12 protein-coding genes and 4 pseudogenes are annotated in these 13601 nt (G+C 58.8%); 5 read left to right on the top strand and 11 right to left on the bottom strand.

Annotated elements, in window-relative coordinates; genetic code table 11:
* Positions 1 to 48: 48 nt before the first annotated feature.
* The 3 genes and pseudogenes from AB4N76_RS09615 to AB4N76_RS09605 form a co-directional block, all read right to left on the bottom strand.
* A complete protein-coding gene (locus tag AB4N76_RS09615; protein WP_032830895.1) occupies positions 49 to 222 on the bottom strand; it encodes a DUF3094 domain-containing protein in 174 nt (57 codons plus the stop codon).
* A gap of 50 nt (positions 223 to 272) precedes the next feature.
* A pseudogene (locus AB4N76_RS09610) lies at positions 273 to 799 on the bottom strand (MOSC domain-containing protein).
* Positions 800 to 1423: pseudogene (locus tag AB4N76_RS09605) on the bottom strand (DUF1780 domain-containing protein); the annotation flags it as partial.
* 129 nt (positions 1424 to 1552) lie between these two features.
* Here AB4N76_RS09605 and AB4N76_RS09600 point away from each other — a divergent pair.
* From AB4N76_RS09600 to AB4N76_RS09590, 3 genes are all read left to right on the top strand, one after another.
* The gene (locus tag AB4N76_RS09600) at positions 1553 to 2026 is read left to right on the top strand and encodes a hypothetical protein (protein ID WP_046028864.1); all 474 of its coding nucleotides are present in this window, start codon (positions 1553 to 1555) and stop codon (positions 2024 to 2026) included.
* Positions 2023 to 2712, top strand: a complete 690-nt coding sequence (locus tag AB4N76_RS09595; RefSeq protein WP_046028517.1) for an energy-coupling factor ABC transporter permease — start codon at positions 2023 to 2025, stop codon at positions 2710 to 2712. The genes AB4N76_RS09600 and AB4N76_RS09595 overlap by 4 nt, the downstream gene beginning before the upstream one ends.
* A 63-nt stretch (positions 2713 to 2775) precedes the next feature.
* Positions 2776 to 2991: a hypothetical protein gene (locus tag AB4N76_RS09590; protein WP_046028516.1), complete on the top strand. Its 216-nt coding sequence runs from the start codon at positions 2776 to 2778 to the stop codon at positions 2989 to 2991.
* Positions 2992 to 2994: 3 nt separating this feature from the next.
* Here the strand turns inward: AB4N76_RS09590 and yacG are convergent, their stop codons facing one another.
* From yacG to pilB, 5 genes and pseudogenes are all read right to left on the bottom strand, one after another.
* Positions 2995 to 3195: a DNA gyrase inhibitor YacG gene (yacG, locus tag AB4N76_RS09585; RefSeq protein ID WP_046028515.1), complete on the bottom strand. Its 201-nt coding sequence runs from the start codon at positions 3193 to 3195 to the stop codon at positions 2995 to 2997.
* The gene (gene coaE / locus AB4N76_RS09580) at positions 3192 to 3815 is read right to left on the bottom strand and encodes a dephospho-CoA kinase (protein ID WP_046028514.1); all 624 of its coding nucleotides are present in this window, start codon (positions 3813 to 3815) and stop codon (positions 3192 to 3194) included. The genes yacG and coaE overlap by 4 nt, the downstream gene beginning before the upstream one ends.
* Positions 3812 to 4685: pseudogene (locus AB4N76_RS09575) on the bottom strand (prepilin peptidase). The gene coaE and the pseudogene AB4N76_RS09575 overlap by 4 nt, the downstream one beginning before the upstream one ends.
* Before the next feature lies 1 nt (position 4686).
* The gene (locus AB4N76_RS09570; protein ID WP_046028512.1) at positions 4687 to 5904 is read right to left on the bottom strand and encodes a type II secretion system F family protein; all 1218 of its coding nucleotides are present in this window, start codon (positions 5902 to 5904) and stop codon (positions 4687 to 4689) included.
* A gap of 2 nt (positions 5905 to 5906) precedes the next feature.
* Positions 5907 to 7606: pseudogene (pilB, locus tag AB4N76_RS09565) on the bottom strand (type IV-A pilus assembly ATPase PilB).
* 225 nt (positions 7607 to 7831) lie between these two features.
* Between pilB and AB4N76_RS09560 the strand changes: the two are divergent.
* Both AB4N76_RS09560 and AB4N76_RS09555 read left to right on the top strand, forming a co-directional pair.
* The gene (locus AB4N76_RS09560; RefSeq protein WP_077431249.1) at positions 7832 to 8254 is read left to right on the top strand and encodes a pilin; all 423 of its coding nucleotides are present in this window, start codon (positions 7832 to 7834) and stop codon (positions 8252 to 8254) included.
* Between the two features lie 309 nt (positions 8255 to 8563).
* A complete protein-coding gene (locus AB4N76_RS09555; protein ID WP_077431250.1) occupies positions 8564 to 8917 on the top strand; it encodes a BON domain-containing protein in 354 nt (117 codons plus the stop codon).
* Between the two features lie 277 nt (positions 8918 to 9194).
* Here the strand turns inward: AB4N76_RS09555 and AB4N76_RS09550 are convergent, their stop codons facing one another.
* Genes AB4N76_RS09550 through AB4N76_RS09540 form a run of 3 tightly spaced genes read right to left on the bottom strand, consistent with a single transcriptional unit; the run spans position 9195 to position 13552 of the window.
* Positions 9195 to 9455 (bottom strand): DUF2845 domain-containing protein, encoded by a 261-nt coding sequence (locus AB4N76_RS09550; protein WP_460164604.1) that lies wholly within the window; start codon positions 9453 to 9455, stop codon positions 9195 to 9197.
* Between the two features lie 35 nt (positions 9456 to 9490).
* On the bottom strand, positions 9491 to 12475 hold the full coding sequence (locus AB4N76_RS09545) for a DUF748 domain-containing protein (RefSeq protein ID WP_109786280.1): 2985 nt from the start codon (positions 12473 to 12475) through the stop codon (positions 9491 to 9493).
* 60 nt (positions 12476 to 12535) lie between these two features.
* Positions 12536 to 13552 carry a class I SAM-dependent rRNA methyltransferase gene (locus tag AB4N76_RS09540; protein WP_046028507.1) on the bottom strand — a complete coding sequence of 339 codons (1017 nt, stop codon included), beginning with the start codon at positions 13550 to 13552 and terminating at the stop codon, positions 12536 to 12538.
* Positions 13553 to 13601 lie beyond the last annotated feature (49 nt).

Raw genomic sequence — 13601 nt, 5'->3', positions numbered from 1 at the left:
CAAGGCTAAAAGAAATCGGTGCAATTACCCGAGCGAGCGCGATGCGGCTCATAGCGTCAGGTAACTGATAAGTCGGCTCAAAAGGCCCAGACCAATGGTCACTGCCAACACCACCACCAGGAGCATCCACGGCCGGAAAGGCCGGCGCTCGACTCGGTGCTGGGACAGGTGCAGGTACTCTTCGACATGCTTCTGGTCGTCTGGGTTCAAGCGGCTGGTCATATAGGCCTCGTCAGTAGACGTTGCTGAATGTGTAGAAGCTACAGGCTGAGTTAACGAACGTTGAACGGAGCATAGCCGCTGTCCGGGATGGGCTCGACGCTCACCGTGTCGTCCAGTCGAATGATGCCACTTTGTAACACTCGGACGGTGATTCCGCCATGGCCGCGCACGGCCTGAAAGGTCCCGGGGCCGAGGTTGTGTTCAAGGCGCGCGCAGGGCTGGCACCAACCAGTGGTTTCAAAATGGCCTGGCCGATTTTGAAGCGTCGGCCCTTGAGGCTGAACAGATTGATGCCGCTGACCACCAGGTTGCGCCGTAGGTCCTGCGGCAATACCGGTTGATCGTCGGGCCGGCCCATCAGCGAACTGATGGCGGCCAGGTGTTCCCATTGAATCAACGTCACCTGCCGCGCATTGCGCGCTCCGGGCCGGGCGTGATCGCCGGTCAAACCGGCTTCAAACCGCGCCTCCACAGCATCGAGTGCGATCATCGGCGAGCGTGATTGCGGGCGCACGCCGATCCAGCGTACGCGGCCGGTTTGCGGGACCTGCGCGATCAATTCCTGCAGTGGGCTCACCAGGCTGATGCCGACATCGAAGACGATGCTGCGACCCAGGTTGTTGCGCAGGAAATCCGGGGCTTCGGGGTGCGCGAACAGCACCCGGGCGAATGTCGGGCCGACCAGCGATAACGAGCGCCAGCCTTGGCGCAAATATTCGGTCAGGGGTGGAAAGTGGCTATTGAGGTCCAGCACTTCGCGCTTGAGGCTGGCGAAGGCGATGATGTCGAGCTCCCCCAGGTCCATGCCACGTTCTTTGTAGTTGTGCGCTTTTTTGCGCAAGGTCGGCGCCAGTCTCAGCAAAAATTCATTGGCGGGGATGCGTTTGGGTTTGGCTTCACGTCGTACTAACTGACTCAACGAAAACGCGCTGCGGCGACGTTGCAACTCGTCGCGCCATTCGTCGTTCAGGCGCCGGCCCTCATCGAGCACGAAGAACACTTCGAAATTCGCCTCGCGAAACAGCACGTCCGGCGGCTCGCCGGCCGGGGCGAATTCGTCGGCGCGGTAGGGAATGTTCAAGCCTTGCAGCAGGCGCTGGCATACCCAACGCTCCCGCTCCCATTTGCGGGCATTGGACAGGAACGCGTTGGCTTGCTCGGCCGCGATGGTCAGCAGGCGTAAATAATCTGAGTCATCCATAGGCCCAAGCTTAGCGTTCAAATGCGACAAGCAGAAAGCGTTTACCGGCAATGGACGTCACTGGGCAGTCTGAAAGGGCGGTGTAGACTGATGGCCATCATGCAGAAGCGATAGGACAAGGGGATGAATGTGAAATATTGGCCGGTGTTGCTGCTCGGATTTCTGCCCTTGTGGGCCCAGGCGCTGGAAGTGGGCGAGCGGCTGGCGCCCTGGACCTTGCTCGATCAGTACGACCAGGCGTTTACACTGGATAATCAGACCAAGACTCAGACGCTGCTGGTGGCGCGAAGTATGGATGCCGCCAAACTGGTAGAGGCTGCGCTGCAAGGCCAGCCAAAAGGCTATCTGGAGGCGCGGCACGTCGTATTTTTAGCGGACATTCAGCGCATGCCACGGTTGATCGCGAAGATGTTTGCCATTCCGGCGATGCGTGATTACTCCTACCGGGTAATGCTGGACCGTGAGGGGCGTGTGGCGCCGCGCTACCCCGGGGCTGAGGACAAAGTACTGTGGTTGCAACTCAAGGACGGCCAATTGTTGGCACAACACGAATATGCCACGGCCGCGCAACTGCATGAGGCGCTAGAGAAGGCCCGGCCATGATCGGCGCCGAGCTGCTGTCACCCGAAACGCTGACAGTCGGCTGGCTGATCTTTGTGCCCATCGTGCTCTGGGCCATCTGGCGTGCGCCCTGGGTTGAGCTGTTCACCGACAGTCGCCGCCAGCATTTGCTGTTTGGCACGGTGTTCGCGCTGTTTATGCTGTGGCTGGTGCGACGGGATTTCGACACCGGCGTGTCTTATCACTTCATCGGCATGACGGCCGTGACCTTGTTGCTGGATTGGCCGTTGGCAATCGTCGGCGGCTTGATTGCGCAGTTCGGGCTGGTGTTGCTCGGGCGTCAGGACCTGGTCGCTGTCGGCGTAAACGGGGCGTTGCTGATTTTGCTGCCCGTGTGGGTTACCGAGTGCATCGCCATCCTGGTGGAGCGCGCACAACCGCGTAATCCCTTTGTGTATATCTTCTGTTCCGGTTTTTTTGCCGCCGCGCTGTCGGCGTTGTTGTGCCTGCTGCTGGCGCTGTTTGTGTTGTGGTACGACGAACGCTTTGCCATGCCGTATTGGCTGGAAGATTTTGTCGGCTATCTGTGGCTGCTGATTTTTCCGGAAGCGTTCATCAACGGCATGCTGGTCAGCGCACTGGTGGTGTTTTGCCCCGAGTGGCTGGAGACGTTCAACCGCACACGCTATCTTTCGGCACCCTGGAATGACGACGATCCGAAGTCTTGATCCGCATCAAATCTTTCTGGCGCGGGTGAACTCATGCTCGGCAAAACCTTCAGGAGCATGGGCATGAGTGTTTACGAATGGGCACGGCAGGAGTTGCGTCAGAGTCTGGATGGGGCGCAGGAGGTGGGATTTGATCCGGGCTTGAGCTTGCGCGCCCTGCTCAGTGCCGTGGTGCAGCAGAGTAAAGCGGTGCGCAGTGCCGAAGACCTGGCCGACGAGTTGCGTTTTCTCGCGGAAAACCTCGATGACGGCCAGGACTACGGTTTTACGCGGCCTTGAACATCAGTGGCGCGGTTCGAAATCTTCGCTGAACATTTCGTCTTCGGCGTCCGGGCTGACGGGAATCTTGTGTTCTTCCGATGCCCACGCCCCGAGGTCGATCAGTTTGCAGCGATCCGAGCAGAACGGCCGGAAGGTGCTCTCGGCACTCCATTCAACAGGAGCGCCACAGGTTGGGCATTGGACGGTTGGGGTCTGGCTCATGACTGGCCTCCACGCAAAGTAAGGTAAAAGTGATGCAGGCGTTCGACCTCGCTGTGCAGCCAGGCGAGGTCACGGTCGTTGACCACGACGTCGTCGGCATGGCTCACGCGGTCCTGGCGGCTGGACTGGGCCTTGAGGATCGCCTGGACCTGTTGCTCGCTGGTCTGGTCACGCTGCAAGGTGCGTTCGATCTGTAGTTTTTCAGGGGCATCGATCACCAGGACACGTTGGGTCATGGCGTACTGCCCGGATTCGATCAGCAGCGGTGAAACCAGAATCGCGTAAGGCGATTGTGCCTTGGCTAGATTGTGAGCAATTTCTTCACCGATCAACGGATGCAACAAGCCTTCGAGCCACCGGCGTTCCTCCGGCACTTCAAAAATCAAGCTGCGCAGAGCCGCGCGATCCAGTTGCCCGTCGGCTTGCAGCACGCCGGGGCCGAAGTGTTCGGCGATGGCGGCCAGCGCCGGGCGACCCGGTTCCACCACCCAGCGCGCCGCGTGATCGGCGTCCACGACATGGATGCCCAGGTCGATGAAGTGCTGGGCAGCGGCGCTTTTGCCGCTGCCGATGCCGCCGGTCAGGCCAAGAATCCAGGGTTTTTCCACAGGGGTATTCATTTCAAACCGACAAACTGCCAATAGAAGTCGGTTATTTGACCACCCCAGAGCAAGGCAATCCAGCCGGCAATCGCCAGATAGGGGCCGAAGGGGATCGGCGTCGATGTATTCGCATTGCGCAAGCGCAGCAAAATCACGCCGACGAATGCCCCCACGAGCGATGACAGCAGAATTGTCAGAGGCAAAATCTGCCAGCCGCCCCAGGCCCCCAGCATGGCCAGCAACTTGAAATCACCGTGGCCAATCCCGTCTTTGCCGGTGAGCAGCTTGAACAGCCAGTACACCGTCCACAACACCATGTACCCGGCCACTGCTCCCCACAGGGCTTCATGCAATGACACGAAAACCCCGAAGCTGTTGACGATCAACCCGAGCCACAACAGCGGCAGCACCAACACGTCCGGCAGCAATTGGTGCTCGGCGTCGATCAGGCTCATTGCCAGCAATCCCCAACTCAGGACCAGCACCGTGCCGGCCTGCCAACCGAAACCGAAATGCCAGGCGATAAACGCCGAGAGCAGGCCGCAGGCCAGTTCAGTCAGCGGGTAGCGCTTGCTGATCGGTGCGCTGCAGTTTGAACACCGCCCCCTTAAAAAACAGGTAACTGAGCACCGGAACGTTTTCCCATGGGCGAATTCGATGGTCGCAATGCGGGCAATGGGAATGGGGCAGCATCAAATTGTAGGGTGGGCCTGGTGCTTCGGCGGGGACACCGAGCACGTCATGGGCCTGCAACCGCCATTCGCGGTTGAGCATTTTCGGCAGGCGCCAGACCACCACATTGAGGAAACTGCCCACCAGCAGACCTACAACCAGTGCAATGGCCACGAACGCCAGCGGATAAACAGTCAGGATTTCATTCAAGGGCATGTCAGATCGCTGAGCCGAGTTGGAAGATGGGCAGGTACATTGCAACCACCAGGCCTCCGACGATAACACCGAGCACGACCATGATGAACGGCTCCATCAGGCTGGTGAGGTTATCGACCATGTTGTCCACTTCGTCCTCATAGAAACTCGCGACTTTGTCGAGCATGTCATCCAGTGCGCCGGACTCTTCGCCAATCGCTGTCATCTGAATCGCCATGTTGGGGAAGATGCCCGAGGTGCGCATGGAGAAATTCAACTGCATGCCGGTCGACACGTCCTGCCTGATCCGCAGCACCGCACGCTTGAACACAATGTTGCCAGTGGCGCCGGCCACGGACTCCAGCGCTTCGACCAGCGGGACACCTGCGGCAAAGGTGGTCGACAGCGTACGGGCGTAACGGGCCACGGCAGATTTGTACATCAGCGTGCCAATCAGCGGCAGCTTCAACAGCCAGGTGTCCGTCCAGTCGCGAAACCCGGGGGACTTCTTGAAAGCGTGGCGCACACCGAAAATGCCCGCGATCAACCCGCCGAGCAGGGCCCACCACCACTGCTGCATGAACGCCGAAAGGCCGATGACCATCACGGTGAACGCCGGCAGTTCAGCGCCAAACCCTTTGAACACCGACTCGAACTGGGGCACCACCTTGACCAGCAGAATCCCCGTGACAATGATCGCGACAAACACCACCGCGAGCGGGTAGGTCATGGCTTTCTTGATCTTGGCCTTGAGGCTTTCGCTCTTTTCCTTGTAGGTGGCCACCCGTTCCAACAGGGTATCGAGAGCGCCAGCCTGCTCGCCGGCGTCCACCAGGTTGCAGTAGAGCTCATCGAAATACTGCGGCTTCTTGCGCAGGGACGCGGCGAAGCTGTTACCGGCCGCGACTTCCTGTTTCACCTCGTCCACCAGTTTGCGCATGGCCGGGTTATCGAAGCCTTCGCCGATGATGTCGAACGACTGCAGCAGCGGCACGCCCGCTTTCATCATGGTCGCCATCTGCCGGGTGAACAGGGCAATGTCCTGGGGCTTGATGCGTTTGCCGACGCTGAAAATCGAGGCGGATTTCTTGCGTACCTTGCCGGGATTGATGCCTTGCTTGCGCAGTTGGGCCTTGATCAACGCCGGGTTCTGGCCGCTCAACTCGCCTGTCATTCGGGTGCCTTTGCGGTCTGTGCCTTCCCAGGCATAGACGCTGATTTTTGCTGCTTTGACCGCCATGTTCAGTCCTTGGTGACCCGGTTGATTTCTTCAAGGCTGGTGACGCCTTGCATGGCCTTGAGCAGGCCCGAGGTGCGCAAGTCGTTGAAACCGTCCTTGCGCATCTGGCTGTCGATTTGTAGTGAGTTGCCCTCGGCCATGATCAGCCGTTGCAGGTCCTTGGTGTTCTTCACCACTTCATAAATCCCGACGCGCCCTTGTAGCCGTTGTTGCACTGATCGCAACCGACCGGCTCATAGATCGCGAATGAGCCGATGCGTTCCTCGGGGAAACCTTCCTTGAGCAGCGTTTCACGAGGGACGTCGATGGATTGCTTGCAGTGGTTGCACAATTTGCGCGCCAGACGCTGGGCGATGATCAGGGTGACCGAGGTGGCGATGTTGAAGCCCTGAATGCCCATGTTATGCAGACGGGTCAAGGTTTCGGCGGCGCTGTTGGTGTGCAGGGTGGACAGCACCAGATGCCCGGTCTGCGCGGCTTTGATGGCGATTTCGGCGGTTTCCAGATCGCGGATTTCGCCCACCATGATCACGTCCGGGTCCTGGCGCAGGAACGAACGCAGCGCCTGGGCGAAATCCAGCCCCTGCTTGGGATTGACATTGACCTGGTTGATGCCTTCCATGTTGATCTCCACCGGGTCTTCGGCGGTGGAAATATTGATGTCCACGGTGTTGAGGATATTCAAGCCGGTGTAGAGCGACACGGTCTTGCCCGAGCCGGTGGGCCCGGTGACCAGAATCATGCCCTGTGGCTGCTTCAGGGCGGCCATGTACAAGTCTTTCTGGTCGGACTCGTAGCCGAGGGCATCAATGCCCATTTGCGCGCTGGACGGGTCGAGGATCCGGATCACCACTTTCTCGCCCCATAGCGTCGGCAGGGTATTGACCCGGAAATCAATCGACTTGCTCTTGGACAGGCGCATTTTTATCCGCCCGTCCTGAGGTTTGCGGCGCTCGGAAATGTCGAGGCTGGCCATGACTTTGAGCCGCGCCGCAATGCGGTTGGCCAATTGAGTGGGCGGCTTGGCCACTTCGCGCAACATGCCGTCGGTGCGCATCCGCACCCGGTATGTTTTTTCATAGGGCTCGAAGTGCAGGTCGGACGAGCCGCTCTTGATCGCGTCGAGCAGCATTTTGTGGACGAAACGCACGACGGGCGCATCGTCGGCATCCTGTCCGGCAATAGCGTCCTTTTTGTTGTCATCGACCGACTCGATGTCCAGCCCGTCGAGATCGACATCTGCCATGTCTTCCAGGCCACTGGCATGGCTGTCGAAGAATTTCTCGATGGCATCGCTGAGCTTGTCGTCCTCCACCAGGATGGCTTCGGTGTTCAGCCCAGTGCTGAACTGGATGTCATTGATCGCCTGATGATTGGTCGGGTCGGAAACCCCCACGAACAACTTGTTGCCGCGTCGCCAGAGAGGCAGCGCATGGTGCTGGCGGATCAGCTTTTCGCTGACCAGTCCTTTGGGCTGGGTTTCCTTGTCCAGGCAATTGAGGTCCAGCAGCGCCATGCCGAAATGTTCCGAGGCGATCTCGGCGATCTGTCGACTCTTCACCAGATTGTTCTGTACCAGGTAACTGACCAGGGAAATCTTGTTGCGTTGGGCTTGCTGATACGCCTGTTGCGCGCTTTTGTCAGTGAGCAGCTTGGCCAGGACCAATTGCTTGGCCAGACCGCTTAGGGCGATGTCGTTCATGGGGATACCGGACACAGACAGTTCAAGACTTATAGCCTAGTCAAGGCGCTGAACCAAACCAGCGGCGTTGAGGTGACAAAAAGTGTCAGATAGTGCGGTTGCAGGGGGCTCGAAAGCCCTTCGGCTCGACTTCGTGCCCCGCCAGCAGGGGCTCTGGCGCTTGGCATGGGCTGTGCTGATGCTCTTGCAGATCATGAGATTTCAACTCATGCATGGAGCGTGTCTATGAAGACTCAGAAAGGTTTTACCCTGATCGAACTGCTGATCGTGGTGGCGATCATCGGGATTCTGGCGACGTTTGCGTTGCCGATGTATTCCAAATATCAAGCTCGGGCGAAAGTGACGGCAGGCTTGGCCGAGATTTCCGCCATGAAGGTGCCGTATGAAGATGTGATCAACCAGGGGACTGCGCCAACGGTGGCCAACGTGGCGCCGGCGGGCAATGCCACCACCAGCAATTGCACGGTCGCAGTGACAGGTACGGTTGCCACGGGCGCCGGCACCATCACGTGCACGATCTTGAATGCACCGGGGCCTGTGTTGAGCAAGACCATCACATTGACCCGTGATGCCGCCAATGGCTGGTCGTGTACCAGCACTGCTCAACAAGACTACGTGCCTAAAGGCTGCACGGGTTCCGCTACGTAAACGCTGAGATCCGGCACAGCCCCGCTTCTAAGGATACGGGGCTTTTTTTTGCTTGCGAATGTCTCGCAGACACAGAAAAAAAGCCAAAAAATTCAGCGTGTTAGGAACTTTGTGAAAACCCGCATGTTGCATGCAGAGATTTACCAGGTCATGCATTTTGCATGATTTCGAAAATGGATAGAATTTGTAAATTATTGATTTATAAGAATTTGTTAGTTGTTTCAAAGTTGGCACAGCGTTCGCAATATCCCCAGTAACCCTGCTGAGAAGACAACCAGCAGACTTTCTAGAAAAACAGGAGTTACTCATATGAAGAAGTTCGCTATCGCTGCCGCTACTGCTACCGCGCTGACCCTGACCCTGGCCAACGCAGCATTCGCGCAGACCACCACCACTCAAGCCCCTTTGACATTGGCTTCTGGTGAGGCTGCCAAGGTCGAGGAAGCTACTTCCGATACCTGGATCACCACCAAAGTTAAAAGCGACCTGCTGACTGAAAAAGGTATTCCTGGCACCGACATCAAAGTCGAAACCAACAAAGGTGTTGTGTCCCTGTCGTCCACGGTTGCCGTGACTGATTCTCAGAAAGCCACCGCTGTGGCGATCACCAAGAAAATCAAAGGCGTCAAAGCGGTCTCCGCTGACGGCCTGAAAGCCGAGTAAGGCAAGACTTCTCGCCTGGACCGGGAGAAGGTGTGGCAGACGGGCTGAGCAATACGCCTGCCGCTTCTTGGGAGTTCATGCGAACGGCCATAAGGATGTGGCCATTACAGGCCTCCGACATTCGTGTCGGGGGCCTGTTCTATATGGGCAACACAAAACAACTGTGGGAGCGAGCTTGCTCGCGATGAGGGCATAACATTCAACATCCAGGTTGACTGTTAGACCGCCATCGCGAGAGCAAGCTCGCTTGTATATTTAGACTTGAAGGGGTGGGGATTTAATTGCCGCGTTTGCTGGTGATCTGCGTCAGGCGATTCCCTTCAAATCGCAGGAACTGGTACATGCCGCCGTTGGGTCCATAGGTCCATTCCTCCACCTGAAACTCTTCGCGTCGGTTGGCGCTACGTTTGTAGCCCAGCACATCGCGGCTGACCGGTTCTCCGCATTTCTGCAGCACTTCGCTGGGCCTGTCGCCGACGCTGATCAATTGACTGCCACAGCGCAAGGTGTCGGCCGCGGAGGCTTGGCTGGCGCCCATCACCAGCACCAGGCCTGAGAGCAATCGCCTGACCTTCACTCGGCGTCCAGATGCATCGGCGTCACCACCCGGCCATCACTTTCTGCTTCGCCAAGGCTGGCGTCGATGAAGTACACGCGGTCATCGGCCAACTGGCCCTTGTCGACCAGATAATCCTTGATGCTGCTGGCGCGGTCCTGACCCAACTGACGCAACAGCACATCGCTGGTACTCCAGAACTTGATCACGTCCGCACGCATTTTTGCGGTGCGATCTTCCTTGCCCAGGTCCTTCCATTCGGCGGGTGGCTGGGTCTTCAGGCGGGTGCGGTAGATGCCTTCCAGCAGCGGGCCTTTCTCGTTGTCCGGAACATCCAGCAATGAGGCCTGTGCTGGCACCTTGTCGCCACGACGCTGGAGCATTTTGTAGTAGTTGTACTGGTATTCCCGTTCCAGGCGTTGCTCGGCGATCAGCGGGCCATCGCTGCTCGCCGCCGCCGTGCCTTCGATTTCCAGGCGCAGGGCCGGGCGTTCCTTCAGGGCGTTGGACAGTTTGACCAATGCCGCTTCGGCATCCTTGCCCAGGTCGCTTGAACCCGGCGCGAATGACACGCTGCCCAAGTCTTCGGAACCGCCGCCACTGACCAGCCCGCCAATCATTTTGAACGGCGCAGCGGCCGCCTTGACGATCAGGTTGCGCAGGGTTTGCCAGATAATCGGCATGACGCTGAACTGCGGATTATTGAGGTCACCGGTGACGGGCAATTCGATGGAAATCTTGCCGTCGACATCCTTGAGCAAGGCAATCGCCAGCTTCAACGGCAGGCTCACGGCATCCGGGCTGTCGACTTTTTCCCCTAGCTGCAATTGCTCGACCACCACTTTGTTTTCGGCCTTGAGCTGACCTTTGGTAATCAGGTAATGCACGTCGAGATTGAGCCGGCCCTTGCGGATGCGATACCCGGCAAATTTGCCGGAGTAAGGGGTGAGCGTGGTCAGCTCAACGCGTTTGAAACTGGTGGCGATGTCGAGGCTGGCCATCGGGTCGAATGGATTGACTGCGCCCTTGATCGTCACGGGTGCATAACGATCTACCTTGCCTTTCACATCAACGCTGGCCGGTTTTGGCTGACGGCTGTCGATGGTGCCGATCTGCCCGTTGAGCTGTTGCACAGCGGTGGCGAAGTTCGGGGTCAGGCTGAAGTCGGCGAAGTTGGCCGAACCGTCATTGATGGCAATGCCGCCGATGTGGATGCCCAGTGGTTTGCCGTTGCCGGCCGGTTTGGCCGCGGTGGTTTTCGCGCCGGTGTCGGGCGGTTGCGGGATCAACAAGTCATCAATGTTGGTGGTGCGATCTTCATTGATCATGAAGCGCACATAGGGCTGGAACAGGTTGACCTTGTCGATCGACAGGCTGTCACCGTGTTGATAGTTCAGGCCTTCGACCACCACCTGCTGCCACTTGAGAAAGTCCCGGGTTTTCAGGGTGTCGAGGGTGTGCAACTGATCGACCTGAGCGCGACCGGTGACGCTGAACGCCAGAGGCTCGGTGCTTTTCAGATCGACTGCCAGATCACTGCCGAGCATGCCGCTGCGCAGTTCCAGGCGAATGAACGGGGTGATGTATGACTGGGCGACACGCAGGTCGATGTCTTTGGTCTGCACCTTCAGTTTGGCGCTGATCGGGGCGAGATTGACCACGCCGTCTGCCAACACCTTGCCCTGCTTGCCCAGGCCGGTGTCGAGCTTGAGATTGAAAGGCGAGCCATTGAGGCTGTCGAAATTCTGCAGGTCCAGGTTCAACGGGCCCACTTCCAGCGCGACGGCGGGTTGCGCCTTGCGGTCGGCCAGGTGCACCTGGTAATCGCGCAGTTGCACGTCTTTGAGCAGCACTTGCCACGGTTTGCTCGGTGGCGCAGGTTCCGGTTTCGGTGAGTCGGCAGCCGCGGGTGTAGTGGCCGGTTCGGCCTTGGCTTTGGCAGCGGGTTTGGATGGCTGGCTGGCGAACAGTTTTTGCCAGTCAAGTTGCCCGTCGGCTTCGAGGGCGGCCCAGGTTTCCAGTTTGTGGCTGCGGACTTTGCCGACCACCACTTGTTGCTTGGCCAGGTCCACGGTGGTGTCGCTGATGTCCAATCGTTCGAGCTTCACCAGCGGCCGCCCGTCGGGGGCCTTGATCGCGAAAGGCGCGACGCTGACAGCGACATTGCTCAACAGCAGTTCGGTTTCCTTGGACAGATTGAGCTTGTAGTCGGTGCTGAGGCTCATGATGCCGCTTTCGAGGTCCAGGGGGACTGCGTCGCGGACATAGGGCCAGAAGGCTTTCATCTTGCCATCGGTGATTTTCAGCTTACCTTCGGAGGCGAGCGGGATCAGGCTGAAGTTGCCGGTCCAGTCGATCTGTCCGCCGTTGGGGCCGATGGCCACCAAGGTCATGTCGGCGCTGTCTTCGGGCAGGGTGCTGAGGTTTTTCAGCTCGAAGTCGAGTTTGTCGTAGAGAAACTCGATGGGTTCGCTGGGCCGGGCATCTTCAAAGTGCAAGGCGCCGCCCGCCAGCTGGATCCGCTCGATGCGCAGTGGAAACGGCTTGGCATCCGGGTCGGCGGGGGTGGGTTCGCTTGCTGGCAGTTTGAACAGCCCAAGCAGATTGAGCTTGCCGTCCTTGCCGAAGAGGATTTCAGTCTTGAGTTTGTCCAGTTCGATATCGGACAGATGCACGGCCTTGGTCCAGAGGCTGTCGATTTGCAGGTTGGCGTACAGGCGTTCGAAGCCGATCTGTTCCTTGCCCGGCTCGCCGATGACCAGGCCCCAAAGGGTCACTTCAAGGCTGAACGGGTTGAGTTCGATACGCTGGAGGTGGGCGGGCACCGTGGCGTAGTTGGCCAATTGTTGGTTGGCAACCCGCAAGGCGATGCCCGGTAAAATCAGAAACCCCAGCAAGCTGTAGAGAGCCAGAGCAGTCAACAAGGCGCCGATAGCGCGAATCAATCCTTTGGGCATGTGCGGCTTCATCTGTCTGAATCGGAGTGCCTTGGAGTATGGCATGCGATTGCAGTTCCGAAGTAACCACGCTTTGCAGGATTTGTCTGAATTTTTGGGTGAATGTCAGAGCTGCAGAATCAGCGTTTTCAGCGGCGGCTGCTGATCCATCGACGGGAAATCAGCGCCGGGCTTCATGACGGTCCATTCGCGCACCGGTCGCCCGGCTTTCTCGGCGCAACGCAATACCTGTTCACGCCAGTCGTCCATGCTGACCTTTGCCAGGTTGTTGCAGCAGATCAGCACGCCATTGTCGGCCGTGGTCAGCAGCGCGGGTTTGAGCAGGCTCTGGTAGTCGCGTAGCAGGTCGACGGTGCCGAAAGCACTCTTGGCCCAGGCGGGCGGGTCGAGCAGCACCAGGTCATATTGACGCTGTTCCAGGCGCTGATAACTCGGCAATTTCTGCCCACGGCGTTGACTGATGGGCAGCCCCGCCAGTTGGCGGATCGCCGGGAAGTAGTCGGACTGGATGAATTCCATGGTGGGCAATTGCGGATTGAGCAGCCCATTCTCACGGCCGACTGCCAGGTTGCCCTCGGCGAAATCCAGGTTGCACACCTCGCGGGCTTCCCCGGCCGCCGCACTCAGCCCGACGCCACAGGTGTAGGCAAACAGATTGAGCACGCTTTTGTTCTGGCTGTGTGCTTTGACCCAGCCACGGGTGTTGCGCAGGTCGAGGAATAGCAACGGGTCCTGGCCGGCATGGCGCCCGCGAACCCGGTAGTTCAGGCCCCACTCGTGGCCGACCAGATCCTGAAGCGCGGCTTCATCGGCCTGGTAGACGGTGTCTTCGCGGTCGATGCGCGAATTGCCACGGGAGCGGTCGTTGTAGACCAACAGGGTTTCAAGGCCCAGGTGTTGATTTATGGCGTCGTGCAATTGCAGCAGGGCGTCGCGTTCCAGAGACTGGTGAAAGCTTTGCACCAGCAGTTGCGGACCATAGCGGTCGATGGTCAGGCCGCCGGCGCCTTCCTGGCTGCCGTGGAACAGGCGATAGCAATCGGTGCCTTGCTGATGCAGTTCGGCAAGCAGGTCCTGGCGATGTTCGAGGGCGGCGCGCAGCGCCTGATTCAAGGAAGACATGCTGGGCGCCTTGCAGGAGGGAATTTGGCGCGGGAGTTTAACAGCATTG

The organism is Pseudomonas sp. S2_F03 (assembly GCF_054668335.1).
This window is presented reverse-complemented; position numbering and strand designations above follow the sequence as displayed.